The organism is Bradyrhizobium sp. T-12 (assembly GCF_058314695.1).
In genome coordinates this window covers 3,511,109-3,536,621 of sequence record NZ_CM177756.1, presented here as the reverse complement: position 1 = coordinate 3,536,621, position 25,513 = coordinate 3,511,109, and the positions used below count along the sequence as shown (strand labels likewise).

Here is a 25,513-nt window from a genome sequence, read left to right as displayed (position 1 = left end):
GCGCGCTCACGTGCAGCGCGCGCTCAGTCCGGATGCGCCGAGCCTGGCCATGACCTCGTCGAGATGGGCGGCATCGCGGGTCTCGATGACGAGCTGCAGCAGCGTCGCCTTGGCCGGCAGGTCGGAGAACGTCCGCTGGTGCGAGACCTCGATGATGTTGGCGCCGGCTTCGGCCAGCAGCGCGGCCACGGCGGCCAGCTGCCCGGGCCTGTCAGGGATATCGAGCGAGAGCTGGGTCAGCCGGCCCTCCCGCGCGAGCTCGCGCGTCAGGACGGATGCGATCAGCCGCGTATCGATATTGCCGCCGCTCAGGACGAGACCGACCTTCTGGCCGGCAAAGCGGGTGGGATCGGACATCAGCGCGGCGAGGCCGGCGGCGCCGGCGCCCTCGACCACGGTCTTCTCGATCGAGATCAGCGTCGCCACCGCGCGCTCGAGCTCGGCTTCGTTGACGAGCGCGATGTCGTCGACGAGACGGCGTACGATCTCGGTGGTGATCTTGCCGGGCGATTTCACCGCGATGCCTTCGGCGAGCGTATCGCCGCGCGCCGGCAGATTGCCGTCATGGATGGCGTTGTACATCGAGGGATAGAGCCAGGCCTCGACGCCGAGGATTCGCAGCGACGGCTTGATCGATTTCGCGGCGATGGCGATGCCGCTGATCAGCCCGCCGCCGCCGATCGGGACAACCAGCGTATCGAGCTCCGGCACCGCTCTCATCATTTCCAGCCCGACGGTGCCCTGCCCCGCGATCACCAGCGGATCGTCGTAGGGGTGGACGAAGACCATGCTTCTAGCTTCGCCGTGGCTACGCGCGAACGCGGCCGCCTCCTCCAGCGTCGCGCCGGTGACGACCACCTCCGCGCCGTGGTGCCTCGTGTTTTCGACCTTCACCATGGGCGTGCCGACCGGCATGACGATGGTGGCGGGAATGCCGAGCCGCTTGGCGTGATAGGCGACGCCCTGCGCATGGTTGCCGGCGGACATCGCGATGACGCCGCGCGCGCGCTCCTCGGCCGTCAGTGCAGTGAGGCGGTTGAGCGCACCGCGCTCCTTGAACGACGAGGTGAACTGAAGGTTCTCGAATTTGAGCCAGATCTCGCAGCCGCAGATGCTGCTCAGCGTGCGGCTGTAGCTGCAGGGCGTCTCGACGACGGCGCCGCGGATGGTGTCGGCGGCGGCATGAACGTCGCTCGGGGCAACCGGAAAACCGCTCCGGTCAGGCGATGTGGTTTGGGACAACTCAGCCATGGGACAGCATAGAGCATCCCGTGGTTCGCGGCGATAAGCCAGCCGCTATTTGGTAAATTCCCGGGAACGTGAAGCCCGCCACAATGTCCAGAGCGTACGGAGCCGCGAGGCCGGCTGCACCGCGAACGGATTGCGGCCGGGCTGCGACAGGCGCCTGAGATCGGCCCCGACCTGGCTCAGCGGCAGAAATGCAGGACGCACCGCGGCCGGCACGTCGGTTAGCAGCGACAAGGCGGTTGTCAGATGCCGCTGCGCTTCGCCCGCGAGTTGCTCCAGCACGGCCCGCAAGGCCGGCGTCTCCTTGCCGGCGAACACGTCTTCCATCTGGCAGTCATGGCTCGCCAGCACCTGCTGCGGCAGGAACAGCTGCCGGCGCGAGGCATCGCGCGGCAGGTTCGCGATGATTTGCACGATGCCCTGCGCCAGACCGGCATGACGCGCGAGATGTTCGACGACTTCGGACGGGGGCGTCAGAATCTGCGCCGCCAGACCAAACAACGCCGATGAGGTCGCAGCCAGATAGCCCTCCAGCGCCGTCAGCGTCGGCATCGGGTCGTTGTAGAGGTCGAACTGGTGCTCGTCGACGAGCAGCGACAGCGGCTCGACCGGCAGGTTGAAATCACGGATCGCACGCAGCAACTCCGCTGCCACCGGGTTGCCCTCGGCGCTGCCGTGGACCATGCCCGAGAACAGATCGGTCCACCATTGAAAGCGGATCTCGCCGGGCAAGGGCTGGCTGACCTGGTCGCGGACGCGGACGATCTCGACATTGAAGGCGTAGAGCGCGAGCAGCGCGCGGCGCTGGGCGGCGGGCGCGAACAGCGTCGCGGCATAGCGCGGGAAATCATGGCTGCGCACGAGATCAGCGCAGAAAGTGACGGAATCGGGTGACGGCGCGGTGCTGCTCATGTGCTGTTCATGGCACCGCGATCAGCGCAGCCGCGACCCGCCGCCGTTCGCCGATCATGATGTTGTAGGTGCGCACGGCAGGCCCGGTCTGCATCGTGTCCAGCACCACCCTCTGCGCCTTGAGCGCCTGGCGCAGCTCCGGCGGCGGCAGCCAGAGCCCGGTGCCGGTGCCGATCAGGAGCGTGTCGATGCCGTTGGCGGCCGCGAACACCCGGTCCAGCGAATAGCGGTCGATCCTCGCGGGGTCCGTCACGTCCCAGGCCCAGATCGCGTCGGGCAGGCACAGCAGCGAGCCCCGGTGCGACATGCCGGCAAAGGCGAAGCCGCCCTTGCCGTAGGCCTCGATCGGCGCCGAGCGCGGGAAATGCGGTGCGTTGGGATCGCCGGCCATGTGCTTCGTCCGAATGAGCCTATTGCCCTCGCCAACTCGTGCGGGGACATGCGGTTCGGATCACGCCTTGCTTTTCTTCGCCGGCGGAGCCTCGTCCTTCGCATCCTCGCGATGCTCACCGACGCCGAGATAGATCAGGATCGGGGCAGCGATGAAGATCGAGGTGTAGGTACCGACCAGCACCACGCCGAACATCATCACCGCGGTGAAGCTGTGGATGGCGTGCCCGCCAAACAACAGCAGCGCCAGCAGCGCCAGCGTCACCGTGAAGTGGGTGATGATCGAACGCGACAGCGTCGAGTTGATGGATTCGTTGAGCAGCTGCGGCATCGGCATCTTCTTGTAGCGACGCAGCATTTCACGGATACGGTCGTAGATGACGACGGTGTCGTTGAGCGAATAGCCCAGAATGGTCAGAAGCGCGGCGATGCTGGTCAGGTCGAAATCGACCTGGCTGATCGACATGAAGCCGATCGTCAGCACGATGTCGTGCACGTTGGCGATCATGGCGCCCAGCGCGAACTGCCATTCGAACCGGAACCAGAGATAGACCAGGATCGCGATGATCGCGAGCATCAGGCCGAGCATGCCGTAGGCCAAGAGCTCTCCGGCGACGCGCGGACCGAGCACCTCGACGCGGCGGTATTCGATGGAATCGCCGAGGGCGGTGCGCACCTTCTGCACGGCATCCTGCTGCGCCTTGTCGCCGCCGGGCTGTTCGGCGACGCGGATCAAGACGTTCTCGGGGCCGCCAAACTGCTGAAGCTGGATTTCGCCAAGGCGCAAGCTGTCCAGCGTCGTGCGCATCGCCGCGATGTCGGCGGCGCCGGACTTGGCCCTCACCTCCAGCAGCGTGCCGCCCTTGAAGTCGATGCCGAGGTTCAGCCCGTGGGTGAAGAACAGCGTGATCGCGACGATCGAGAGCGCCGCCGAGATCGGAAAGCTGATGCGGCGGAAGCGCGTGAAATCGAAATGCGTGTCGTCAGGGACGATACGCAGCGACGGCAGCACGCCGAGCGCAGCGACCACGGTGAGGACGGCAATCAGGATGCCAAGCCCGATGAGAACGTAGTGTGTCACGGTCTTAGCTCCTAGATCGGCACGCTCTGCGGCCGCTTCCACCTCACCCAGCCGGCGACGATGAGCCGGGTCATGGTGAAGGCGGTGAACACCGTGGTGATGATGCCGATGCCCAGCGTCACCGCGAAGCCGCGCACCGGGCCGGTGCCGATGTAGAACAGCACCGCGGCGGCAATGAAGGTCGTAATGTTGGAATCGAGGATGGTCGCCAGCGCCCGCTTGAAGCCGGCGTCGATCGCCGAAATCGCGTTGCGGCCGCCGCGCAGCTCCTCACGAATGCGCTCGTAGATCAGCACGTTGGAGTCCACCGCGATGCCGACCGTGAGCACGATGCCGGCGATGCCGGGCAGCGTCAGCGTGGCGTTGAGCAGCGACAGCAGGCCGAAGATCATGGCGACGTTGATGGCCACCGCGATGTTGGCGAACACGCCGAACAGCCGGTAGGTCAGCAGCATGAAGACGACGACGAGAATCGAGCCGACGTAAGCCGCCAGCTCGCCCTTCTCGATCGAGTCCTGGCCGAGGCCCGGACCGACGGTGCGCTCCTCGACCACCGTGAGCGGGGCCGGCAGCGCGCCGGCGCGCATCAGGATCGCGAGATCGTTGGCGGACTGGACCGTGAAGCTGCCCGAGATCTGCCCCTGACCGCCGGTGATCGGCTCGTTGATCCGGGGCGCGGAGATCACCTTGTTGTCGAGCACGATCGCGAAGGGCAGCCCGACATTCTCTTGCGTGGCCTGCGAGAATTTGCGCGCGCCCGAGGTATTGAACTTGAAGCTGACGACCGGCTCGCTCGTTCGCTGGTCGAAGGTCGCCTGGGCGTCGATCAAGTCGCCGCCGGCGACCAGGACCTGCTTCTTGACCACATAGGGCGTCGGTGGCGGCGACGCGCTCATCAGCAGCTCGGATTCCGGCGGCAACCTGCCCGCTTGCGCCTGGTCCGGCGACACGGTCGTGTCGACCATGCGGAATTCCATCTTCGCTGTCTCGCCGAGCAGCTTCTTCAGGCGGGTCGGATCCTGCAGGCCGGGGACCTGCACCAGGATGCGGTCATTGCCCTGGCGCTGGATCACGGGCTCGACGGTGCCGAGCTCGTTGACGCGGCGTTCGACGATCTGGATCGACTGCTCGATGGTCTTGCGCAGACGATCGAGCATTGCGGCCTGCGGGACGGTCAGACGGATCACCCCGCCGCCGGCATCGCTGACCTCGAGGTCGCGTTGGCCGCTGGATCCCATCAGGCCGCCCAGCGGCTGAGACAATTCGCGCAGCTTGGCGAGCGCAGCCTGGACGTCGGTTTCCTTGGTGATGCGAACCTCGGCCGCGTCGTTGCGCACGACCACGCCGCCAGTGAAGCCGATCTTGGCATCACGCAGCGCCCGGCGAACGTCGTCGCGGACCTGATCGAGCCGCTCCTTCTTCACGTAGTTGGAATCGACCTCGAGCAGCAGATAGGAGCCGCCCTGGAGGTCGAGGCCGAGCACGAGGCGCCGCTGCGCCCAGGCCGGCCAGGTCTTGACCTGGGCCTCGGGGAAGAAGTTCGGGATCGCGCAGAGGCACACGATCAGCGCCGTCAGGATAATCCCGAGCGCCCTCCACCGCGTGAAATACAACATCGACTGGACCTGTCAGATCAGGAGACTTGAGATGCTCGCGGAAGCGCTCACTTCGACGAAGCGTCGTCCTTGGCGGCTTCTTTGCTATCCTTGGATTCCTTCGCCGGCTCGCCCTTGGCGCGCACCCCGGAGATCATCTGGCGCATCTGGCGCACCCGCACGCCGTCGGAAATCTCGAACTCGATCTGGTCGTCGTCGACGACCTTGGTGACCTTGCCGACGAGGCCGCCGGAGGTCACGACGGTGTCGCCGCGGCGGATGTTCTTCACGAGGTCGGCGTGGTCGCGGACCTTCTTCTGCTGCGGACGCAGAATCAGGAAGTACATGATCACGAAGATCAGGGCGAACGGCAGCAGCGACATCAACATGCTGTTGGTGTCACCGGCGCCCGCGGCCTGGGCATACGCAGGGGTAATCAGCATTCGGACGATCCTCGTGAGAACGGGGGAAAGCCGGTCAGGCCCTCAAAGGCGACCGGCTCGGTCAAATTCGCGCGGACTATAGCGGCCATTGCCCCAATTGCAACGCTGCCAGACCGGCGATTTGGCCACCTTGCGGCGGCCCCTCAGGCCCGATAAGGCTGCGTTCTCAGGAACTTCGGACATGCCCCAAAAACCAACCAAAAGCCCGGCCGGCAAAGGCCCCCGTACCCCTGCCCGCAAGCCCGCCCGCGTCGCGGCAAAACGCCCCAAGGGGACTCCCGAGGGGGCCGTGAAGGCAGCCCCGGACCTCTCCCAGGAGCGCATCGTCCGCGCGCTGGAGACCATTGCGGCGCACCTCGCAGCCCAGGCCAAGCCGGCCGCCGCGCGTGAGTCGTTCGAACGCGCGGACGCCTATGTCTGGCACCCAGACGGCCGCCTTGCGGCCGTACCGCGGGTCAGCCGCGTCGAGCTGTTCCTGCTCAAGGGCATCGACCGGATGCGCGACATCCTGATGGAGAACACCGAGCGTTTCGCAGGTGGCCTGCCCGCCAACAACGCCCTGCTCTGGGGCGCACGCGGCATGGGCAAATCGTCGCTGGTGAAGGCCGCACATGCCAGCATCAACGCCGACCGCAAGGCCGCCAACAGGCTGAAGCTGATCGAGATCCACCGCGAGGACATCGAGACGCTGCCGATGCTGATGGAGAAGCTCCGCGACGCCAGCTTCCGCTTCATCGTGTTCATCGACGACCTCTCCTTCGACGGCAACGACGCGTCCTACAAATCGCTCAAGGCCGTGCTCGAAGGCGGCATCGAGGGCCGGCCCGAGAACGTCATCCTCTACGCCACCTCGAACCGCCGCCATCTGCTGGCGCGCGACATGATCGAGAACGAGCGCTCGACCGCGATCAATCCCGGCGAAGCCGTCGAGGAGAAGGTGTCACTGTCCGATCGCTTCGGCCTCTGGCTCGGCTTCCACCGCTGCAGCCAGGACGAATACCTCGCCATGGTGCGGGGCTATTGCAGCCATTTCGGCGTTGAGGCCGGCGACGAGGCGCTGGAGCGCGAGGCACTGGAATGGTCGACCACCCGCGGCTCCCGCTCGGGCCGCGTCGCCTGGCAGTTCGTGCAGGAACTGGCGGGCCGGCTAGGTGTCAAACTGAAGACGAACTAGCGGAAGCCGTCGACCCAAAACGAGATCGCCCGCTTTCGCGGGCGATTATTGACGAGCGACAATTTGGCGGCGCCTCACGCCCCGTTCAGGAATTGAAGCGGGTCAACCGGGCTCGATCCCTTGCGGATCTCGAAGTGGAGCTGCGGCGACGCCACCTCTCCGGATTGACCCGACTTGGCAATGACCTGACCGCGCTTGATGGTATCGCCGCGCTTCACCATCAGCTCACTCGCATGGGCATATGCGGTGACGTAGCCGTTGGAGTGCCGAACCAGGACCAGATTGCCGTAACCTTTCAGCTCGTTGCCGGAATAGGCAACGACGCCATCTTCGGCCGCCTTGACGGGCGTCCCCTCGGGCACCGCGAGATTGATGCCGTCATTGGACTTGCCGTTGGTCTTGGCGCCGTAGCTCGTGACCACCTTGCCGCGCACCGGCCAGCGGAAGGTCGGCAGCGCGCTGGTGGTCTCCGCAGCCTTCGCCGGGGCCTCGGCGGGCTTCTCTTCGATCGTGGTGGTGGCCTGGGCGAGGCGTGCGCTCTGCACGGGTGCGCCGGCTGCGGCCATCTTCGTGACGGGCGCGGGAGCGGCAGCAACGGGCTGCAGCGTGCCAGCCACCGGAGCATGTGCGACCGGAGCTGCGGCAACCGGCGCCGCGACGGCAGCGGTCTTTGCGCCCGGCACATTCAGCTTGGTGCCGAGCTTGAGCTTGGCCGACGGATCGAGACCGTTGGCGCGGGCAAGCTCGGCCGACGAGATATGGTTCTTGCGGGCAATGCTGGCGAGCGTGTCACCATGATTGACGAAGTGGGTGCTCGACGGCGCCGCCATGGCGGCAACCGGCTTCGCAGCAGGCGCCATCGCGGGAGCTGCCGCGACCGGGGCCATCGCCGGCGCAGCGGCTGTGGCCGGATGCGGAATGATCAGCTGCTGGCCAGGCGAAAGCGCGCGCGGACCCTTGTAGCCGTTGGCGGCAAGGATCGCCTGCGGCGTGACGTGATAGCGCTTGGCGAGCACGTCGAGCGTGTCGCTGGTCCCGACGATGATCTTGGTCCCGCCGGTCGGCTGAGCGGCCGCAACAGAGCGCGGCGGCACGGTGGCCGTGGTCTCCAGATGCGGCTGCGCCGGGGGCGCGTAGGAGCTGACACCGCGCCCGCCTCCGGACACCCCTCCACCTGCGGCAACGGGATAGGATTGCGGCGCGGACACCGCCGGCGGCGGCAAGGGCTGCGACTGATAATAGCCGGACTGGGTCTGCGGCCGCGCATATTGCGGCAGCTCACGGGGCTGCGGCGGCGGCGCATGCTGCACCGAGCCGGTCTGGTCCGACGCGAAGGGATTGGAGAAGTTCGACTGGGACAGCCGCGACGACATGTCGGCGCTGCACCCTGCGAAGCTGAAGGAAATCAGCGCCAGCACCGCGACCTGCGGCACGCGGCGCGAGTAAAGCAACTCGGCGACAGCGGACATGGTTACTCACTCGTACGCAACAGAACTGGTGTTTTAAGTAAACACGCGCCGAGTAAATAACGGCTTAACCCTCCCAATAAGATGTTGGCGGCACAGCCGATCCGGAATTCTACAGCTCCCGCGCCACCCCGGGGAGCGCCGGCACGAAGCGGACCTCGACGAGTTCCTTGCGCTCGATGCCGGCTGCGCCGCGGGTCAGGCGCACCAGGGTCTGCACGCCCTGATGCGGGCCGACCGGCGCGATCAGGATGCCGCCAACCTCCAGCCGCTCGACCAGATTCTCCGGAATCTGCTCCATCGCAGCAGTAACAATGATGCGATCGAACGGGCCGATATTGGGCGGCAGGTTGAGACCGTCCCCAAGCATCACCTCGACATTGTGGCAGCCGAGCTTTTCGAGCCTGGCGCGTGCCGTGTCCGCAAGCTTGCGATAGCGCTCGACCGTCAGGACCTGGCCGGCGAGCCGCGACAGCACGGCCGCCTGATAGCCGGAACCCGCCCCGATCTCGAGCACGCGGTGCTGCTTCTGGAGCTGCAGCTGCTCGGTCATGTAGGCCACGACGAAGGGCTGGCTGATGGTCTGCCCACAGGCGATCGGCAGCGCACTGTCGCGGTAAGCGACCTCGCGATCAGCCTCGTCGACGAATTGCTCGCGCGGCACCGCCTCCATGGTTCGCAGCACCGCCTGGTCGCTGATGCCCCGACGCCTCAGCGTGAGCTGAAACATCATCTTTTCCGGCGGGTGCTGATAGGAGGTCATTGCCTGCTTATGCTGTCTAGGCGAGCCCGTTGGACATCAAGCCCCGGGCCCCAGAATCGTGTTCCTGCTCAAGGAACTCATGATAGCCTTCGAGCGAAGCATTTGACCACAAATAGGCTTGCCACGGACGAGCTGCGATGACCATTTTCAGGCCCCCATTGATCGAAACGCGCATTGCGTCAATTCGTGTTATCTGCGAACGTTTTTGGCAATGGGCAAGGACTCAACCATGACCGCGACAGGGCTTTCCGGCCGCTCTGTATTCCTCGTCGAGGACGAGGTGATGATCAGGATGATGGTCGCGGACATGCTCGAGGAGCTCGGCTACAAGGTCGCAGCCGAGGCCGGCGACATCAACGAGGCGATGCGGCTTGCCCAGGTGACCGAATTCGACATCGCCATTCTCGACGTCAACGTCAACGGCAAGGTCATCTCGCCGGTCGCCGACGTGATCAAGGCCAAGGGCTGCCCGTTCATCTTCGCCACCGGCTACGGCTCCTCCGGCCTGCCCGAGCAGTACCGCGACCGGCCGGCGCTGCAGAAGCCGTTTCAGCTCGACGCGCTTGGCAAGACCATCGAAGCCGCGCTCCGCGGCGCTAGGGAAATTCCGTAACCCGGATGGCCGTTATTTCAGCGTCGCGCTGAGCTCTTCCGAAAACGCCTCGTTGGTTCGGTCGAGCCTGAGCGGCGTGACCGAGACATAGCGCTCGCGAAGCGCGGCGAGATCGGTACCGTCTGCCGGCGTGTCCATCATCGCGGCGCGCTCGAAGCCTATCCAGAAATAGGGATTGCCGCGCCCGTCCTTGCGCTCGTCGATCCGCAGGAATCCGAGATTGCGCTTGCCCTGGCGCGTGACGCGGATGCCGAGCACATCCTCCGGCGCGCAGGACGGGAAGTTGACGTTGATGACGGTATCCTTCGGGATGCCCGCGGCAATCACCTTGCGCAGGATGTCGGGCCCGAACTTGCGCGCGGTGTCCCACGGCGGCCGTTCGCGGGTCTCGACGCTGAACTCCTGCGACAGGGCGAACGACGGCAGGCCAAGGATCGTACCCTCCAACGCGCCGGCGATGGTGCCGGAATAGACCACGTCCTCGGCGACGTTGCGGCCCTTGTTGACCCCGGACAGCACGATGTCGGGCAGCTTGGGCCCCAGGATATGGCGCGCGCCCATGATGACGCAGTCGGTCGGCGTGCCGCGCACGGCAAAATGCCGGGGCCCGACCTCGCGCAAGCGCAGCGGATCGTTCAGCGACAGCGAGTGCGACACGCCGGACTGGTCGAGCTCGGGCGCCACCACCCAGACGTCGTCGGACAATGCTCGCGCGATCTCCTCCACGACCTTGAGGCCGGGAGCGTGGATGCCGTCGTCATTGGTGCAGAGGATGCGCATGCGAAGGGTCGATTCCAGAACAGCGGGGTCTGAGCCGTCTTATCCGGCTGGGGCCGATCAGGCAAACCGGGCGATTGCGGTCCGGCGGCAGGTTCCCTGCCCTGTCAGCGGCGGATGCGCCATTGCGGCAGGAAGCGCGCGAGCCGGCCCTCCGCGCGCAGCTGCATCGCCGGGACGGCCGGACTGACGACGGGGGCCTCGATCACGCCGAGCGCCTCCAATTGCGCAACCAGCGGATTTACCTCCGGCGCCTGCGGAAAGCGTTCACGCGCCATCGTCAGCGCCTTGTCGAAATCAGCGGCATTCACGCCGGGCTTGGCCCGCCGGCTCTGCACGAGACGGTCGTCCCAGAGCCGCGCGATGTCGATATCGAGTACGCCGCGCAGGCGCTGATCGACGGCCTGAATGCCGGCACCGGTCACCGCCCATTGTCTGCCGACCCAGAAGATGTCGCGGTGCAAGGCCATGAACGGTGGGTTCGCGTTGCGGGGCCGGCAGGATATCCGGCCGCCCGATCTTCGCAACGCGATTCTTGCTTGACGCGTTTTCCTGACGCGAGCCGGTATCCACTTCGCTCGAAAACGCTTCAGTCGCGCCCGATCACCTTCAGCCCGCCCATGTAAGGCTGCAGCACGTCGGGGACCGCGATCGATCCGTCCTCCTGCTGATAGGTCTCCATCACCGCGATCAGCGCGCGGCCGAGCGCCGTGCCCGAGCCGTTCAGCGTGTGCACGAAGCGCGGCTTGCCGTCGGGGCCGCGCGAGCGCGCGTCCATGCGGCGCGCCTGGAAGTCGCCGCACACCGAGCAGCTCGAGATCTCGCGGAACGCCCCGCCCTCGCCCTGGCCCGGCATCCAGACCTCGATGTCATAGGTTTTTTGCGACGAGAATCCCATATCCCCTGCGCAAAGCGTCATCACGCGATAATGCAGGCCGAGCCTCTGCAGCACCTGCTCGGCGCAGGACAGCATCCGCTCCAGCTCGTCCTTGCTCGCTTCCGGCGTCGTGATCGAGACCAGCTCGACCTTGGTGAACTGATGCTGGCGGATCATGCCGCGGGTATCGCGCCCAGCAGCCCCGGCCTCCGCGCGGAAGCACGGCGTCAGCGCGGTCAGCCGCATCGGAAGCTGCTTCTCGTCGAGGATGGATTCTCGCGCGAGGTTGGTGAGCGACACTTCAGCGGTCGGGATGAGGCCGAGGCGCTCATTCCTCAGCCGCTCCTGGTCCGGCGCAACGAGAAGCTCGCCCTTGATCGCCCAGAACTGGTCGTCCTCGAATTTCGGCAATTGCCCTGTGCCGAACATGATCTCGTTGCGCACCAGCAGCGGCGGATTGATCTCGGTATAGCCGTGCTCGTCGACGTGCAGGTTCAGCATGAACTGGCCGAGCGCACGCTCGAGACGCGCCAGCGCCTTCTTCAGCACGACGAAGCGCGCGCCGGAGAGTTTTGCCGCCGCCTCGAAATCCATATAGCCCAGCGCCGTGCCGAGATCGTCATGCAGCTTCGGCACGAAGCTATAGTTGCGCTTGTTGCCGAACACATGGCGCTGCACGTTGCCGTGCTCGTCGACGCCGTCGGGCACCTCGTCGAACGGAATGTTCGGGATCGCAGACAGCTCTCTGCTCAGCTCCTCGTCGGCGGCTTTCGCTGCGGCTTCGAGCTGCGGCATCGTGGTCTTGAGCTCGGCGACCTCGGCCATCAGCTTGGCCGCGCGCGCTTCGTCCTTCGCTTTCTTGGCGTCGCCGATTTCCTTGGAGGCCGCATTGCGCCGCGCCTGCGCCTGCTCGGACGCCAGGATCGCCGCACGCCGCGTCTCGTCGATCGCGAGCAGCGAGGCCGACAGCGGCTTCAGACCCCGCCGGGCGAGGCCGGCGTCGAAGGCTTGCGGATTGTCGCGGATCGATTTGATGTCGTGCATGGCTGTCTTCCCGTCATGGCCGGGTTTATCCCGGCCATCCACGTCTCTGCCGCCTTAGATCAAGACGTGGATGCCCGGGTCAAGCCCGGGCATGACGAATCAAGGGCTGAGCGGCGCGATGATAGAGCGAAAAGGGCCCTACTCCGCCGGATTGGCCGGCGTCGATACGTCGGTGCCGGTGCCGGACTGCGCAGCAGCGGCCGCCTTCTTCTCCACCATGGCTACCGCGATGATCGAGCCCTCATAGAGCGCCATCAGCGGAATCGCGAGCGAGCACTGGCTGATCACGTCGGGTGGCGTCAGCACGGCCGCGATGACGAAAGCGATGACGATGAAATAGCGCCGCTTCTCGCGCAGCATCTTCGATGTGACGATGCCGATCCGCCCGAGCAGCGTCAGGATCACCGGAAGCTGGAAGGCAATCCCGAAGGCGAAGATCAGCGACATCATCAGCGACAGATATTCGCCGACCTTCGGCAATAGCTCGATCTTTGCGGTCTCGTCGCTGCCGAGCTGCTGCATGCCCAGCGAGAAGCGCGCCAGCATCGGGAACACGACGAAATAGACCAGCGCCGCGCCCAGCACGAAGAAGAACGGCGTCGCGACCAGGTAGGGCAGGAAAGCCTGCTTCTCGTGCTTGTAGAGCCCGGGCGCCACGAACATGTAGATCTGTCCCGCCACGAGCGGGAACGAGATGAAGGCCGCGCCGAACATCGCCAGCTTCAGCTGGGTGATGAAATATTCCAGGAACGCGGTGTAAATGAGCTTGGCGTTCGCGGGATCGCCGACGGCCAGGACATAGGGCCAGACCAGCACGTTGAAGATCTGCTTGGCGAAGAAGAAGCAGAAGATGAATGCGATGCCGAAGCCGAGCAGCGCCTTGATCAGCCGCGAGCGCAGCTCGATCAGATGGTCCATCAGCGGGGCTTTGCTGGCCTCGATATCGGCGTCGGTCATGACGCTTTGGCGTCCTTGATCGCTTCGGATGGCGCGGTGTCTTGAGCGACAGTGTCCTGCGCAACCTTGGCCTGCTCGACCTCACGGGTGATGGCCAGCGGCTCGTTGGCCGCCGCATGCGCCTCGGCTTCCATGAAGGTCGCGGGCGTCGGGGCCTCCGGGGTGGTGGGCGTCGTCGGCAGTTCAACCGCCGTCGTCGTAGTCGTCTCCGCCGGCTTGTCCAGCGCATCGACGCGGAGCGCGTCGCTGACGTCCTTCTGCAGCGAAGTCAGCGGATTGAAGCCGGTGGCGGCTTCCTTGACCTCGTCAAAACTCTTCTTGAGGTCGGCCATCTCGGCCTCGCGCATCGCTTCCTGGAACTGGCCCTGGAATTCGGCGGCCATCTTGCGCGCCTTGCCCATCCACTGCCCGACCATGCGCAGCACGCCCGGCAGCTCTTTCGGGCCGATGGCGATCAGGGCCACGACCCCGATGAGGACCAGTTCACTCCACCCGATGTCGAACATGAGGTCTTCCGTTCACGCCAAGCCGCAACTCACGCGACGCCGCAACCGGCCCAATCCCTTGCGCGCAGGACCGGGGCGGCTAGCCGCCTCTCGCGTGCTTCTTCGGCTCAGACGGCCTTGCTGCCGACGTCGGACCGCGCCGCGGTCGGTGCACCATTGTGCTCGATCGACTTGGCCGGCTCGGGCTTTTCGGCGGGCTTGTCGTCGTCCTGCATGCCCTTCTTGAACGCCTTGATGCCCTGCGCCACGTCGCCCATCAGATCCGAAATCTTGCCGCGGCCGAACAGCAGCAGGACCACTGCGATCACCAGGATCCAGTGCCAAATGCTCAGTGAACCCATCCTGCAACCCTCCAAACGCGCATGGCCGGGGACCCGGCCGATCTTCACCGAAACCTAGGCTTGGCAGGCCTCAAAAACAAGGACCAAGGCAGCGCCAATTCGCTGTGGGCGCTACGCAATCTTGCTAATGTTAACTGTCGCAGGGGCTCTCGGCGGACGGTACGTCAGTCCTCGTTGCCGCCCTCGCCGCGATCCTCATGGCCGCCTTCAGGGGCCGCTTCCGCAGTCTCGGGCTCGACCGCAGGCGCCAGCGCCAGATCGAGGTCCTCGCCGGGTTCCAGCGGATCCTCGTCTTCGCGCAGTTGCGGGTCATCGGACGGCGTCGGCACGCTGAATCCGGTCGGCAGGCGCGAATCCAGCAGACCCGTGCCCTTGAGCTCCTCGAGGCCCGGAAGATCGCCGAGCTGTTCCAGGGTGAATTGCGACAGGAAGTCCTCGGTGGTTCCGAAGGTCAGCGGGCGGCCCGGCGTCTTGCGCCGGCCACGCGGCTTGATCCAGCCCGTCTCCAAGAGCACGTCGAGCGTACCCTTCGAGGTGACGACGCCGCGGATCTCCTCGATCTCGGCGCGCGTCACCGGCTGGTGATAGGCAATGATCGCCAGCACCTCGATCGCCGCGCGCGACAGGCGACGGGTCTCGGTGCTCTCCCGCGTCATCAGCCAGGCGAGATCGCCGGCGGTGCGGAAGGTCCATTTGTTGGCGACGCGGACGAGATTCACCCCGCGCAAGGAATAGTCGGCCTGAAGCTGCTCGAGCGCAGCCTTGACGTCGACGCCCTCGGGCATGCGCTTGGCCAGCGTTGCCGTATCCAGCGGTTCACTCGACGCGAACAGCAGCGCTTCCAGCAGCCGCAATTCCTCGGGACGTGCCTGGGATTCGTTCTCCATCGGCTCGGCCTCTTCTACCCGCACTTCAGCCAGGCTTGCCATGGCAGATTCTCCTTCTTGCACTTAACCGACCGGCGCATCAGGCGCAGGAGCTGCGTCCGGGACCGGTTTTGGGCGCCCCTTCCGGAAATAGATGGGTGCAAACGCCTCTTTCTGGTTCAGTTCCAGCTGACCTTCGCGCACCAGTTCGAGCGCGGCGGCAAAGCTCGAGGCGAACACCGTCGCGCGCTGCGTGGGATCAGCGACGTGGCGGATCAGGAAGTCGTCGAGCACGCCCCAGTCATCCTGCTCGGTGATGCTGCCGACCAGCCGCTCCAGCGTGGCGCGCGCCTCGGCGAGCGACCACACCGTGCGCTTGGCCAGATGCACGCTCGCCAGCACGCGCGACTGACGCTGCGAGGCATAGGCGGTGAGCAGATCGTACAGCGTCGCCGTGTATTTCGGATGCTTGATCTCGGCGATATGCTCGGGCTCGCCGCGCGCGAAGATGTCGCGCTGCAATTGGGGCCTGTTCATGAGGCGGTTGGCGGCCTCGCGAATGGCTTCGAGCCGGCGCAGGCGGTTGGCAAGCGCGGTTGCCATCTGCTCGGCGCTCGGGCCTTCCGCGCTCGGCGGCTCCGGCAGCAACAGGCGCGACTTCAGGAAGGCGAGCCACGCCGCCATCACGAGATAGTCGGCGGCAAGCTCGAGCCGGATCTTTCGGGCGGCTTCGATGAAGTGGAGATATTGGTCGGCCAACGCCAGGATCGAGATCTTGGCGAGATCGACCTTCTGCTGCCGCGCCAGCGCGAGCAGCAGGTCTAGCGGGCCCTCGTAGCCCTCGACGTCCACCACCAACGCCGGCTCACCCTCGGCAAGCTCTGCGGGCCGCCCGGTCTCGAAAGATAGAATTTCTGCGGTCATGCGGATGCCGTGTTTGCCCGTGCGATCAGTGCGTCCAGTTCCGCGCGCGCGGCCGCGCGGTCGAGCGGCTGCGGCGCCTTGCGGGCGGCGAGCGCGGCATTCGCCCGCTCCAGCGCCCGGCCCGACAACTCGGGTGTCTCACCGGCCACCGCGCGCATTTCCTCGATATTGCCGTTGCAATGCAGGGCCACGTCGCAGCCGGCCGCGAAGATGGCGCGGGTCCGTTCGGCGATATTTCCCGACAGCGCGTTCATCGACACGTCATCACTCATCAACAAACCCTGGAACCCGATTGCGCCGCGAATCACGTCAGCAATCATTGTCGCAGATGTCGTCGCCGGATGGGCGGGGTCGACCGCGCTAAACACAACATGTGCAGTCATGGCCATCGGCAGGTCGGACAGCGGCTTGAATGCCGCGAAATCGGTTCGTTCCAGCTCGTTCCGCGGCGTATCGACCGTCGGCAGTTTGAAATGGGTGTCCGCGGTAGCCCGGCCGTGGCCGGGAATGTGCTTGAGGACCGGCAGCACGCCGCCCTGCTCCAGCCCCTCGGTGACCGCGCGCGCGATCGCCGCAACCTTGGCCGGCTCCGTGCCGTAGGCCCGGTTCCCGATCACGGCATCGGCGCCCGGCACCGGCACGTCGGCCAGCGGCAGGCAATCCACGGTGATGCCGAGATCGGCGAGATCGGCGGCGATCAAACGGGCCGACAGGCGCGCCGCGGTGAGCCCAAGCGCCGAATCAGTGTCGTACAAGGTCGAGAACACAGCGCCCGGCGGATAGACCGGCCAGTGCGGCGGACCGAGCCGCTGCACCCGCCCGCCTTCCTGATCGATCAGCACAGGCGCGTCGGGGGCGCCTGCCGAGCTGCGTAATTCCGCAACCAATGCAGCGACTTGAGCTGGCGAGGCGACATTGCGCTTGAAGAGGATGAAGCCCCATGGGCGCTGGTCGCGGATAAACTCCCGCTCGACGGCGGTCAGTTCTGTTCCGGAAACGCCGGTAATGAAGGCCCGCGTGCTCATAACGGCCGATTAACCCTGACCCGCGAGGGGGTCAAGGAAACCGCCGTTAATTCCTCTGGACGAAGCAGGCGGACAAGCCCGCGGACTTCAGGCTGTTGCAAGCATGCGTCGCCTCCTCCGCCGAGGCATAGGGCCCCGCGAAGGCGCGGTAGACGACGCCCTTGCCCTTGTCGGTCAGGTCGACACGCTTGATCACCGGCGAGCGGGAGCCGAGCACGCTGCCATACTTGCTCTGAAGCACGCGGTACGACGCGGCGGCGCTGTCCTCGCTCTGCTGCGATGAGACCTGCACGATGTAGCCGCCACCGCCGCTGCTGGCGGGGGCAATCTGGGTCGGGGCCGTCGCAGCCATCCGCTGCGTCGGCTCGGCCGCCGGCGTCGATTGCGGCGCCAGCGACATCGGCTGGTTGGCGCTGGCATTCGCCGAGGTCGGCGGATTGCGCGGGGCTGCCGGTGCGACGGGCGCAGCAACAGGCTTCGGCGCAGCGGCGGGTTTAGCAGCGGCCGATTGCGGCGTGGCGCTATCGGTCTGATCACCCTTCACGGCGACCGTCCTGATCGGACGCGGCGAATTGTTCGGCAGCGTGCCGTTGCTTGCGCCCGGCGGCGGCGCCGCGGACGGCGACACGCTCGCGACCGACGGCGGGTTCGCATTCTGGTTCAGCGGCGGGAACACCACGCGGGGACCGCCCGCCTTGGCGTTGACATCCACCGGCGCCTCTTCGCGCGGCACGATCTTCTCGGTGCCATCGCCGGTCACCATGCGATCCGGCACCTTGGCCGACGAATCCGTCGGCGCGGGCACGATCTTGGTCGGCGTGTTGTCGGCCTTGATGATCGGCGGCTCACCGCTGCGGGGCGAGCCGACATAGGTCTTGTAGGCGAAGGCTGCACCCGTGCCGACCACGGCAAGCGCCAGGATCGCCGCGACCGTCATCATGCCGCCGCGCTGCTTCCGGGGCTCTTCGACTTCGGCGTCGGGATAGTCGCTCTGATAGGCGTAGGGATCGTCGGGATAGGCGGGCTCGCGCTGATAGTCCTGCTCGCCAGCCTCGAGACGGCCATAGAGCGCATCGTCGTAGCGCGCGGGATCGGGCTGCTGCTGGTACGGGTCCTGATAGGCCTGCTGGTGATAGGCCTGATCCTGCGGCTGGTAAGCCTGCCCCTGATGGGCATGATCCTGATAGGCGTGATCCTGATAGGCCTGCGGCTGACGAAAGTCAGGCTCCGGCGCAGCGGGCTGAGCGGAATAGCGATGCAACGGATGGACCGGGTTCACGGAGACGGGGTAATCAGGCTCCGGCGCGGGTGCCGGCTGCGGCTGCACATTGGCGCGACGCATCCATGACGGTGGCCCGGGCGGAGTCGGCTGGGCCGGCTCGGCATAGTCCTGCTGATCATCGTCCTGCCGATAATCGTCGTCCTGATAGGACTGTGCGGGCGGAGACGCTGCGGGCGAGCGCGCGCCGGGCCGCGCTTGCGCGGCGAAAGGATCGGTCTGTCCGATCAAGCGGGCGAGCTCAGCCAAGGGATCGCTGTCCGTCCTGCCATGCTGATCGCCACCGCGACCATAGTCATCGGAAGGAAACGGTCTATCCTGATATCGTTCGGCCATCGTGATGATGCGTCCCTTCGGGAAAGCCGCGCGCCCCTCGACCAAGGCACGGCTTTCGACCCACAAGGCTTTCAACCAAGTCTAAGCGATCCGGCTTCTGCCGGTTACCCCCGAATTCCCCTTAAGTAGTTCGCCCCAAACTACCGCATCTCGTTCGGAGCATGGACGCCGAGGATGGCGAGGCCCGATGCCAGAACCGAGACGACGCCCTGGACCATGGCCAGCCGCGCCTTTGTTAGATCTGCATCATTATTGATAATGAAGCGTAAATAGGGCAAATCGCGCCCCTTCGTCCAAAGTGCATGAAATTCGCTGGCTAAATCATAGAGATAGAAGGCAATTCGGTGCGGCTCGTGGGCCGCGGCGGCGGCTTCGAGCATGCGAGGATATATTGCGAGGCGCTTGAGAAGTTCAAGCTCGACCGGGTCTGACAACCGCTCCACCGCCGACTCACTGAGCCACGCGATCCGCTTGTCGGCGTCTTCCGGCAGTTCCGGGAACACTTCGGCCCGCGCGTTGCGGAAGATCGAGTGGCCGCGGGCGTGGCCGTACTGCACGTAGAACACGGGGTTGTCGCGCGACTGTTCCATGACCTTGGCGAGATCGAAGTCGAGCACCGCGTCGTTCTTGCGATAGAGCATCATGAAGCGGACGGCGTCCTGGCCGACTTCATCCACCACCTCACGCAAGGTGACGAAGTCCCCGCTCCGCTTGGACATTTTGACCGGCTCGCCATTGCGCAGCAGCTTCACGAGCTGGACGATCTTGACGTCGAGCGAGCCCTTGCCCGACGTCGTCGCCTTCACCGCCGCCTGCATGCGCTTGATGTAGCCGCCATGGTCGGCGCCCCAGACGTCGATCATCTCCGCAAAACCACGGTCGAACTTGTTCTTGTGGTAGGCGATGTCGGAGGCGAAGTAGGTGTAGGAATTGTCCGACTTGATCAGCGGACGATCGACGTCGTCGCCATAAGCGGTCGCCTTGAACAGCAACTGTTCGCGATCTTCCCAGTCCTCGACCGGTGCGCCCTTCGGCGGCGGCAGGCGCCCTTCGTAGATGTCGCCCTTGGCCTTCAGGAAATCGATGGTCTCGGCAACCTTGTTGTTGCCGCCCTCGATCAGCGAGCGTTCCGAGAAGAATACGTCGTGGCGGATGTTGAGCGCGGCGAGATCGTCCTTGATCTCGTCCATCATCATCGCGATCGCCTTGGCGCGCACCGTCGGCAGCCACGCGGCTTCGCTCATTGCGAGGAGCTTGTCGCCGTGCTCCTTCGCAAGCGCCTGTCCCACCGGCTTCAGATAATCGCCGGGATAGAGCCCTTCCGGGATCGCACCAATGTCCTCGCCGAGCGCCTCGCGATAGCGCAGGAACGCGGAGCGGGCGAGCACGTCGACCTGGGCGCCGGCGTCGTTGATGTAATATTCGCGCGTGACGTCGTGGCCACCGAACTGAAGCAGGCTCGCCAGCGCGTCGCCGAACACGGCGCCGCGGCAATGGCCGACATGCATCGGCCCGGTCGGATTGGCCGAGACGTATTCCACATTCACCTTGGAGCCACCACGGACGCGGCCGTAATCGGCGGCCTCGCGCAGCACCGTCCGAAGCGCCTCGGCCCAGGCCGCCGGCTTCAAGGTCAGATTGATGAAGCCGGGACCGGCGACGTCGACCTTGGCGATCAGCGCATCCGCCCGCAGCCGCTCGGCGATCTGCTCGGCGAGTTCGCGCGGCTTTGCCTTCGCCTCTTTCGCCAGCACCATCGCGGCGTTGGTCGCCATGTCGCCATGGGAGGCATCGCGCGGCGGCTCGACCACCACGCGCGCGAAATCGACGCCCTCGGGCCAGTTGGCTTCCGCCGCAAGCGTGCGGCAGGCGGCATGCACGCGTGCAAGCACGTCGGCGAACAAATGCAGGGATGAGGATGTCTGGGGCATGGCCGCCGCCTAACGCAAATCCGGGGTCGAGTCAAAAAGCCGTTGGTGCTCGGTCAGGGCGAAACGGTCGGTCATTCCGGCAATGAAATTGCCGATCCGGCGCGCCCGGTCGCCCTCGTTGTCCGCTTCCGCACCGAGCAGCCATTCCGGCGGCAGCTCGCCGGGGGATTGCAGGTATTTGGCGAACAGGTCGAACAGGATCTGCTCCGCCTCGCCCATCACCCGCATCACCCGCTTGTGGCGGTACATGTGCTGGTAGAGGAAGCGCTTGATGGCCGCCTCTTCCTCGGCGACCTCGGCCGGGAACGCGACCAGGGCCCGGCGCTGCTGGCGCACGTCCTGCGCCGATTGCGGCTTCACCGCGGCGAGGTTCTTCTGCGCCTCGGCGAACACCGCGCCGATCAGGTGCGAGATCAGCTCGCGGACCAGCTCGGCGCCGCGCCTGAGGTCTTCGAGGTCAGGGTAATGCGCCGAAGTCTCGGCGATGATCTCGGCCGTGAGCGGCATCACCTTGAGATCGTCGAGATGGAACAGGCCGGCGCGCAGGCCGTCGTCGATGTCATGGGCGTCATAGGCGATGTCGTCGGCGATGGCGGCGACCTGCGCCTCCAGCGCGGCGAAGCTCCACAATTCGAGATCGTAGGTCCTGATGTAGTCGGCGATACCGACGGGAACGCCGTGCTCGCGATAGCGTCCGACCGGCGTGCCGCTACGGTCGGTCAGCGGACCGTTGTGCTTGACGATGCCCTCCAGCGACTCCCAGGTCAGATTGAGCCCGTCGAATTCAGGATAGCGATGCTCCAGCGAGGCGACGACACGCAGCGTCTGGGCGTTGTGGTCGAAGCCGCCGAACTCCTTCAGGCAGGCGTCCAGCGCCCGCTCGCCGGCATGGCCGAACGGGGGATGACCGAGATCGTGGGCGAGCGCCAGGGTCTCGGTGAGGTCCTCGTCGAGGCCAAGCTGCCGGGCCAGCGCGCGGGCGATCTGCGCCACCTCCAGCGAATGGGTCAGGCGGGTGCGGTAGTGATCGCCCTCGTGGAACACGAACACCTGGGTCTTGTACTTCAGGCGGCGAAACGCGGTGGAATGGATCACCCGGTCGCAATCCCGCCGGAACGGGCTGCGGGTCCGGCTCGGCGGCTCCACGACCAGCCGGCCGCGGCTGCGGTCGGGATCGCAGGCATAGGGCGCGCGGGGGGCTGCCATTCCGACGGACACGACGAATTTAGTCCCTATCCATTTGATTCTGCGTATCCTTGCACTTAACTATGCCGGACGCGGGATACCAAATGAAATGGGCAAGACCCCAGTGTGACCGCGGGACGACGGGACTATTCGGAGACCAGCAATGACCACTGCCGTGACCATCAGTGACCGGGCCGCCCGCCGGATTGGGGAGATCCTCAAGGGCGAAGGCTCTGGTGCGATGCTGCGCATTTCCGTCGAAGGCGGCGGCTGCTCGGGTTTCCAGTACAAATTCGACATCGACCGCGCGCGGACCGACGACGATCTCGTGATCGAGCAGGACAATGCGGTGGTGCTGGTCGATTCCGCCTCGCAGCCGTTCCTGGAGGGATCGCAGGTCGATTTCGTCGACGATCTGATCGGCGCCTCGTTCCGCGTCAACAATCCCAACGCCACCGCGTCCTGCGGCTGCGGGACCAGCTTCTCGGTCTAAGCGCCCGTTATCTGCCTCTCCTCGTCCGTCCACTCCACCTCGACCGGCATCAGCTCCGGCTGGAGTGGCGCGTCCTCAGTCATCACATGTCCGTCCAGCGCGCGCAGCAGGGCCGCGACCAGCGCCGGCTTGCGCAGCGGCTTGGCGAGGAAGTCCGACATGCCGGCCTCGCGACAGATCCTGACGTCCTCGGGGAAGGCGTTGGCAGTCAGCGCGACGATGGGCAGGGTCTCGAAGCGCCCGCCCGCTGCGCGGATCGCGCGGGTGGCGGCAAGCCCGTCCATGTCGGGCATGCGCACGTCCATCAGCATGACGTCGTAATCGCCTTCGGAGGCCGCCGCGACCGCCTCGGTACCGTCGGTGACGACCCGCAGCTCGACATCGAAGGCCCCCAGCATCTTGCTCACGACCATGCGGTTGACCGCATCGTCCTCGGCGACCAGCACCTTCAGCGGCCGATCGAGGCTGGCGATGCGAGCCTTGAGCTCCTCGGCCTCGTCGCGACTGGACGCTTGGTCGGAGGCTTGCGCCTGGCTCCAGGGCAGCACCAGCGTGAAACGGAAGGTCGAGCCCTGCCCCGGCGTCGAGGTGACGCCGATAGTGCCGCCCATCTGCTCGATGATGCGCCTGCTAATCGCAAGCCCAAGCCCGGTGCCGCCGAAGCGGCGGCTGATCGAGGCATCGGCCTGTGCGAAATCGCTGAAGAGCTGGCCGAGCTTTTCGGAGGCGATACCGATGCCGCTGTCGGTGACCGCCCATTCCACGGTCGCCAGCAGGTCGCGGCGCGCCTGACAGGTTGCGGAGATCGTCACTTCGCCTTCATCGGTGAATTTCACCGCGTTGGACGCGAGGTTGAGCAGCACCTGGCGGATGCGCGCGGCGTCGCCGCGCAGCGTCGGCGGCAGGTTCGGATCGAGCTCGACCTTGATTGCCAATCCCTTGCTCTTGCCCTTGCTGTGGGCGCTCGCGCGCGCGACGTTTGCGACCGTCTCGACCAAGGTCTGCGGAGCAAAATCGATCGCCTCGAACTGGAAGCGTCCGGCCTCGAGCTTGGAGAGGTCGAGGATGTCGTTGAGGATGCGCTGGAGATTGTCGCCGGATTCGCGGATCGTGGTGACCGCTTCGCGCTGCTCCGGATCGAGCCTGGTTTCGAGCAGCATGCTGGCAAGTCCGAGCACGCCGTTCATGGGCGTGCGGATCTCGTGGCTCATCACGGCGAGGAAGTCGGACTTGGCGCGGCTCTCGGCCTCGGCCTTTTCCGCGCGCCAGCGCTCGGTCACGTCGCGCCCGAAGCCGCGATAGCCGAGGAAATGTCCCTCGCGGTCATAGGCGGGCTTGGCCGTCAGCGACCACAGCCGCGCCTCGCCGCCGGCGACGACCTTGATGTTCATCTCGTGCAACGGCTCGTTCTGCTCCATCAGGCCGACGACGTTGTAGGCCGCGCTCTTGTCCTCGGGGCAGAGCATGTCGAGCACGTCGGCGAAATGCGATCCCTTCAGCAGCGGAAGCGGCAGCTGCGCGACGGCGGCAAAGCGCTCGGGCACGTCGACCAGATGCCCTTCGGCATCGGTCTGCCACAGCCAGTCGCTGGCGTTCTCCTGAAAGTCCTTCAGCAGCAGCGAGATGATCTCGGTCTGCCGCTCCAGTTCGAGCTGGGCCTTGAGATTGCCGAGGAACAGATTGCCCTGCGAGACGATGTTGCGCGCCATGAAAAATGCGAACAGCAGCAGGAACACCGCCGTCACCAGGTAGGGCCCGGTGCCGCAGAGCAGGAGCGCCCCGGCGCAGGCCACCGTCATGGTGGCGAGATAGACGAGGCCGGCACGCGGGAACGTCGACAGCGTGAAGGCGCCGCCCGACATCATGCCGACCATCAGGCAGGCCAGGATCAGCTGGCTGGTCGGCTCGATGTGGTTGAACAGCGCGAGCGGCAGCGCGCCCCAGATCGCGGCGAGAAACACCGCCTGCCGCAGCATCTGCCGCGCGGCGCGGGGCGAGGCCTCCTGCGGCGGGTTCTGATGCGACCTCCGCCACGAGCGCACCGCGAGCGAAGCGGTGGTGGCGAGCGTCAGGCCCCAGATCGCGAGGAAGTCGTTCCAGCCGCGGCCCCAGAACAGGATCAGCACGATGGCGACGTTCAGCATCGTCACCGCCATGGTCACCGGGATCAGCTGGGTCACGGCGTCGATCTGCTTGGCGCGGATGCGGCGGATTTCGCGCTCGCTGAGACCGGCGGTCAGGCCGTCCTCGATCTCGAAGCCGCCGAGCCAATACAGGAACGCGCCGATCAGGCCGTCACGCGGCTCGCTTTGCTTCATCGACTTGTCCGGCCATCCCATCCGAGGAACCTTTTGACGATCAATGGCCTGAGGCCTGCTTAAGCCGGGTTAATTTTGTGGGAGATTTTGCGGCATCCTTGACGGGCGCGTTTGCAGTTTGTTCTAACCATGGCCCTTGGTCCGGAGCCTGCCGACATGCCCATCAGAGTAGCCACCTGGAACGTGAACTCGGTCCGGCAGCGGATCGACCTGCTGCTGACCTGGCTGAAGGAGTGCCAGCCGGACATCGTCTGCCTCCAGGAGATCAAATGCGTCGACGAGGCCTTTCCGCGGCTGGAGATCGAGGCGCTCGGCTACAACGTGGTCACGCACGGGCAGAAGACCTTCAACGGCGTCGCCCTGCTCTCCAAGCTCCGCTTCGACGAGACCAAGTCGGGCCTCGCCGGCGACGACGAGGACGCCCATGCCCGCTTCCTCGAGGGCGTCGTGACGCTGAAGCGAGGGGTGCTGCGCATCGCCTGCCTCTATCTGCCCAACGGCAATCCGGTCGGGACGGAGAAATATCCCTACAAACTCAAATGGATGTCCCGGCTTCTTGATTATTCGAAGGAGCGCCTCAAGACCGAGGAGCCGCTGATCCTGGCAGGCGACTTCAACGTCATCCCGCATGCCCGCGACGTGCACAATCCGGCCGCCTGGACCGAGGACGCGCTGTTCAAGCCCGAGACGCGGGAGAGCTTCCAGTCCCTGCTCGGCCTGGGCCTGACCGATGCCTTGCGGGCCGTCACCGACGAAGGCGGGCTCTACACTTTCTGGGACTACCAGGCCGGCGCCTGGCAGAAGAACCAGGGGCTGCGGATCGACCATCTGCTGCTGTCGCCGCAGGCCAGCGACAAGCTCGCCAATGTCGGGATCGACAGCTATGTGCGCGGCTGGGAGAAGCCGTCGGACCATGTGCCGGTGTGGGCGGATCTGGATCTCGAGGCGGCGTAGGCCATCCGCGTCGTC

At 65.8% G+C, this 25,513-nt stretch carries 25 protein-coding genes; 4 read left to right on the top strand and 21 right to left on the bottom strand.

Features of this window, described 5'->3' with window-relative positions; translation table 11 throughout:
* Positions 1-6: 6 nt before the first annotated feature.
* From AC0WRY_RS16575 to yajC, 6 genes are read right to left on the bottom strand one after another with little or no spacing between them, the layout of a single operon-like run.
* Positions 7-1,251, bottom strand: a complete 1,245-nt coding sequence (locus AC0WRY_RS16575; protein WP_491123418.1) for a threonine ammonia-lyase — start codon at positions 1,249-1,251, stop codon at positions 7-9.
* Between the two features lie 45 nt (positions 1,252-1,296).
* A complete protein-coding gene (locus AC0WRY_RS16570) occupies positions 1,297-2,160 on the bottom strand; it encodes a phytoene/squalene synthase family protein (protein WP_194407992.1) in 864 nt (287 codons plus the stop codon).
* 7 nt (positions 2,161-2,167) lie between these two features.
* Positions 2,168-2,551 (bottom strand): Mth938-like domain-containing protein, encoded by a 384-nt coding sequence (locus tag AC0WRY_RS16565; protein ID WP_194407991.1) that lies wholly within the window; start codon positions 2,549-2,551, stop codon positions 2,168-2,170.
* Between the two features lie 60 nt (positions 2,552-2,611).
* Positions 2,612-3,631, bottom strand: a complete 1,020-nt coding sequence (secF, locus tag AC0WRY_RS16560) for a protein translocase subunit SecF (RefSeq protein ID WP_491123417.1) — start codon at positions 3,629-3,631, stop codon at positions 2,612-2,614.
* Between the two features lie 11 nt (positions 3,632-3,642).
* The gene (secD, locus tag AC0WRY_RS16555; protein WP_194407989.1) at positions 3,643-5,247 is read right to left on the bottom strand and encodes a protein translocase subunit SecD; all 1,605 of its coding nucleotides are present in this window, start codon (positions 5,245-5,247) and stop codon (positions 3,643-3,645) included.
* 47 nt (positions 5,248-5,294) lie between these two features.
* Complete coding sequence (gene yajC / locus AC0WRY_RS16550) at positions 5,295-5,669, bottom strand: preprotein translocase subunit YajC (RefSeq protein ID WP_194407988.1); 375 nt, start codon at positions 5,667-5,669, stop codon at positions 5,295-5,297.
* A gap of 181 nt (positions 5,670-5,850) precedes the next feature.
* Here yajC and AC0WRY_RS16545 point away from each other — a divergent pair, with 181 nt between their 5' ends.
* The gene (locus AC0WRY_RS16545) at positions 5,851-6,843 is read left to right on the top strand and encodes an ATP-binding protein (RefSeq protein ID WP_194407987.1); all 993 of its coding nucleotides are present in this window, start codon (positions 5,851-5,853) and stop codon (positions 6,841-6,843) included.
* Between the two features lie 74 nt (positions 6,844-6,917).
* On the opposite strand, the gene AC0WRY_RS16540 is transcribed toward AC0WRY_RS16545, so the two are convergent.
* Together AC0WRY_RS16540 and AC0WRY_RS16535 are read right to left on the bottom strand one after the other, a co-directional pair.
* Positions 6,918-8,312 carry a peptidoglycan DD-metalloendopeptidase family protein gene (locus tag AC0WRY_RS16540; protein WP_211416909.1) on the bottom strand — a complete coding sequence of 465 codons (1,395 nt, stop codon included), beginning with the start codon at positions 8,310-8,312 and terminating at the stop codon, positions 6,918-6,920.
* A 109-nt stretch (positions 8,313-8,421) separates the two neighbouring features.
* On the bottom strand, positions 8,422-9,072 hold the full coding sequence (locus AC0WRY_RS16535; protein WP_194407985.1) for a protein-L-isoaspartate(D-aspartate) O-methyltransferase: 651 nt from the start codon (positions 9,070-9,072) through the stop codon (positions 8,422-8,424).
* A gap of 229 nt (positions 9,073-9,301) precedes the next feature.
* On the opposite strand from AC0WRY_RS16535, the gene AC0WRY_RS16530 reads away from it, so the two are divergent.
* Positions 9,302-9,685: a response regulator gene (locus AC0WRY_RS16530; protein WP_194407984.1), complete on the top strand. Its 384-nt coding sequence runs from the start codon at positions 9,302-9,304 to the stop codon at positions 9,683-9,685.
* A gap of 12 nt (positions 9,686-9,697) precedes the next feature.
* On the opposite strand, the gene surE is transcribed toward AC0WRY_RS16530, so the two are convergent.
* The 12 genes from surE to AC0WRY_RS16470 form a co-directional block, all read right to left on the bottom strand.
* Positions 9,698-10,465 carry a 5'/3'-nucleotidase SurE gene (gene surE, locus AC0WRY_RS16525; RefSeq protein WP_194407983.1) on the bottom strand — a complete coding sequence of 256 codons (768 nt, stop codon included), beginning with the start codon at positions 10,463-10,465 and terminating at the stop codon, positions 9,698-9,700.
* 104 nt (positions 10,466-10,569) lie between these two features.
* A complete protein-coding gene (locus AC0WRY_RS16520; RefSeq protein ID WP_491123416.1) occupies positions 10,570-10,932 on the bottom strand; it encodes a hypothetical protein in 363 nt (120 codons plus the stop codon).
* 119 nt (positions 10,933-11,051) lie between these two features.
* On the bottom strand, positions 11,052-12,383 hold the full coding sequence (serS, locus tag AC0WRY_RS16515; RefSeq protein WP_491123415.1) for a serine--tRNA ligase: 1,332 nt from the start codon (positions 12,381-12,383) through the stop codon (positions 11,052-11,054).
* A gap of 138 nt (positions 12,384-12,521) precedes the next feature.
* A complete protein-coding gene (tatC, locus tag AC0WRY_RS16510; RefSeq protein WP_491123414.1) occupies positions 12,522-13,340 on the bottom strand; it encodes a twin-arginine translocase subunit TatC in 819 nt (272 codons plus the stop codon).
* Complete coding sequence (gene tatB, locus AC0WRY_RS16505; RefSeq protein ID WP_491123413.1) at positions 13,337-13,846, bottom strand: Sec-independent protein translocase protein TatB; 510 nt, start codon at positions 13,844-13,846, stop codon at positions 13,337-13,339. Before tatB ends, tatC begins: the two co-directional genes overlap by 4 nt.
* 107 nt (positions 13,847-13,953) lie before the next feature.
* Positions 13,954-14,187, bottom strand: coding sequence for a twin-arginine translocase TatA/TatE family subunit (locus AC0WRY_RS16500; protein ID WP_018317874.1), 234 nt, complete (start codon positions 14,185-14,187; stop codon positions 13,954-13,956).
* A gap of 164 nt (positions 14,188-14,351) precedes the next feature.
* Positions 14,352-15,116, bottom strand: a complete 765-nt coding sequence (scpB, locus tag AC0WRY_RS16495; RefSeq protein ID WP_491123412.1) for an SMC-Scp complex subunit ScpB — start codon at positions 15,114-15,116, stop codon at positions 14,352-14,354.
* Between the two features lie 21 nt (positions 15,117-15,137).
* The gene (locus tag AC0WRY_RS16490; protein WP_194407977.1) at positions 15,138-15,977 is read right to left on the bottom strand and encodes a segregation and condensation protein A; all 840 of its coding nucleotides are present in this window, start codon (positions 15,975-15,977) and stop codon (positions 15,138-15,140) included.
* Positions 15,974-17,002, bottom strand: a complete 1,029-nt coding sequence (nagZ, locus tag AC0WRY_RS16485; protein ID WP_211416902.1) for a beta-N-acetylhexosaminidase — start codon at positions 17,000-17,002, stop codon at positions 15,974-15,976. The genes AC0WRY_RS16490 and nagZ overlap by 4 nt, the downstream gene beginning before the upstream one ends.
* A 46-nt stretch (positions 17,003-17,048) precedes the next feature.
* Positions 17,049-18,617: an SPOR domain-containing protein gene (locus AC0WRY_RS16480; protein ID WP_194408289.1), complete on the bottom strand. Its 1,569-nt coding sequence runs from the start codon at positions 18,615-18,617 to the stop codon at positions 17,049-17,051.
* A gap of 140 nt (positions 18,618-18,757) precedes the next feature.
* The gene (gene argS / locus AC0WRY_RS16475; protein WP_491123411.1) at positions 18,758-20,548 is read right to left on the bottom strand and encodes an arginine--tRNA ligase; all 1,791 of its coding nucleotides are present in this window, start codon (positions 20,546-20,548) and stop codon (positions 18,758-18,760) included.
* A 9-nt stretch (positions 20,549-20,557) separates the two neighbouring features.
* Positions 20,558-21,766: a deoxyguanosinetriphosphate triphosphohydrolase gene (locus AC0WRY_RS16470; protein WP_491123410.1), complete on the bottom strand. Its 1,209-nt coding sequence runs from the start codon at positions 21,764-21,766 to the stop codon at positions 20,558-20,560.
* A gap of 130 nt (positions 21,767-21,896) precedes the next feature.
* Here AC0WRY_RS16470 and erpA point away from each other — a divergent pair, with 130 nt between their 5' ends.
* Positions 21,897-22,226 carry an iron-sulfur cluster insertion protein ErpA gene (erpA, locus tag AC0WRY_RS16465; RefSeq protein ID WP_063194651.1) on the top strand — a complete coding sequence of 110 codons (330 nt, stop codon included), beginning with the start codon at positions 21,897-21,899 and terminating at the stop codon, positions 22,224-22,226.
* Here erpA and AC0WRY_RS16460 read toward each other — a convergent pair.
* Positions 22,223-24,565: a hybrid sensor histidine kinase/response regulator gene (locus AC0WRY_RS16460; protein WP_491123409.1), complete on the bottom strand. Its 2,343-nt coding sequence runs from the start codon at positions 24,563-24,565 to the stop codon at positions 22,223-22,225. The genes erpA and AC0WRY_RS16460 overlap by 4 nt on opposite strands.
* Positions 24,566-24,700: 135 nt before the next feature.
* Between AC0WRY_RS16460 and xth the strand changes: the two genes are divergently transcribed.
* Positions 24,701-25,498 (top strand): exodeoxyribonuclease III, encoded by a 798-nt coding sequence (gene xth, locus AC0WRY_RS16455; RefSeq protein WP_194407972.1) that lies wholly within the window; start codon positions 24,701-24,703, stop codon positions 25,496-25,498.
* The last annotated feature ends 15 nt before the right edge of the window (positions 25,499-25,513 follow it).

Coding starts and splice junctions, on each gene's coding strand:
- AC0WRY_RS16565 (WP_194407991.1), bottom strand. CDS start 2,551: ATGGCCGGCGATCCCAACGCACCGCATTTCCCGCGCTCGGCGCCGATC.
- nagZ (WP_211416902.1), bottom strand. CDS start 17,002: ATGAGCACGCGGGCCTTCATTACCGGCGTTTCCGGAACAGAACTGACC.
- secD (WP_194407989.1), bottom strand. CDS start 5,247: ATGTTGTATTTCACGCGGTGGAGGGCGCTCGGGATTATCCTGACGGCG.
- tatC (WP_491123414.1), bottom strand. CDS start 13,340: ATGACCGACGCCGATATCGAGGCCAGCAAAGCCCCGCTGATGGACCAT.
- AC0WRY_RS16500 (WP_018317874.1), bottom strand. CDS start 14,187: ATGGGTTCACTGAGCATTTGGCACTGGATCCTGGTGATCGCAGTGGTC.
- AC0WRY_RS16540 (WP_211416909.1), bottom strand. CDS start 8,312: ATGTCCGCTGTCGCCGAGTTGCTTTACTCGCGCCGCGTGCCGCAGGTC.
- AC0WRY_RS16530 (WP_194407984.1), top strand. CDS start 9,302: ATGACCGCGACAGGGCTTTCCGGCCGCTCTGTATTCCTCGTCGAGGAC.
- AC0WRY_RS16545 (WP_194407987.1), top strand. CDS start 5,851: ATGCCCCAAAAACCAACCAAAAGCCCGGCCGGCAAAGGCCCCCGTACC.
- yajC (WP_194407988.1), bottom strand. CDS start 5,669: ATGCTGATTACCCCTGCGTATGCCCAGGCCGCGGGCGCCGGTGACACC.
- AC0WRY_RS16480 (WP_194408289.1), bottom strand. CDS start 18,617: ATGGCCGAACGATATCAGGATAGACCGTTTCCTTCCGATGACTATGGT.
- xth (WP_194407972.1), top strand. CDS start 24,701: ATGCCCATCAGAGTAGCCACCTGGAACGTGAACTCGGTCCGGCAGCGG.
- AC0WRY_RS16535 (WP_194407985.1), bottom strand. CDS start 9,072: ATGACCTCCTATCAGCACCCGCCGGAAAAGATGATGTTTCAGCTCACG.
- scpB (WP_491123412.1), bottom strand. CDS start 15,116: ATGGCAAGCCTGGCTGAAGTGCGGGTAGAAGAGGCCGAGCCGATGGAG.
- surE (WP_194407983.1), bottom strand. CDS start 10,465: ATGCGCATCCTCTGCACCAATGACGACGGCATCCACGCTCCCGGCCTC.
- AC0WRY_RS16570 (WP_194407992.1), bottom strand. CDS start 2,160: ATGAGCAGCACCGCGCCGTCACCCGATTCCGTCACTTTCTGCGCTGAT.
- AC0WRY_RS16460 (WP_491123409.1), bottom strand. CDS start 24,565: ATGGGATGGCCGGACAAGTCGATGAAGCAAAGCGAGCCGCGTGACGGC.
- argS (WP_491123411.1), bottom strand. CDS start 20,548: ATGCCCCAGACATCCTCATCCCTGCATTTGTTCGCCGACGTGCTTGCA.
- erpA (WP_063194651.1), top strand. CDS start 21,897: ATGACCACTGCCGTGACCATCAGTGACCGGGCCGCCCGCCGGATTGGG.
- serS (WP_491123415.1), bottom strand. CDS start 12,383: ATGCACGACATCAAATCGATCCGCGACAATCCGCAAGCCTTCGACGCC.
- AC0WRY_RS16520 (WP_491123416.1), bottom strand. CDS start 10,932: ATGGCCTTGCACCGCGACATCTTCTGGGTCGGCAGACAATGGGCGGTG.
- AC0WRY_RS16490 (WP_194407977.1), bottom strand. CDS start 15,977: ATGACCGCAGAAATTCTATCTTTCGAGACCGGGCGGCCCGCAGAGCTT.
- AC0WRY_RS16575 (WP_491123418.1), bottom strand. CDS start 1,251: ATGGCTGAGTTGTCCCAAACCACATCGCCTGACCGGAGCGGTTTTCCG.
- tatB (WP_491123413.1), bottom strand. CDS start 13,846: ATGTTCGACATCGGGTGGAGTGAACTGGTCCTCATCGGGGTCGTGGCC.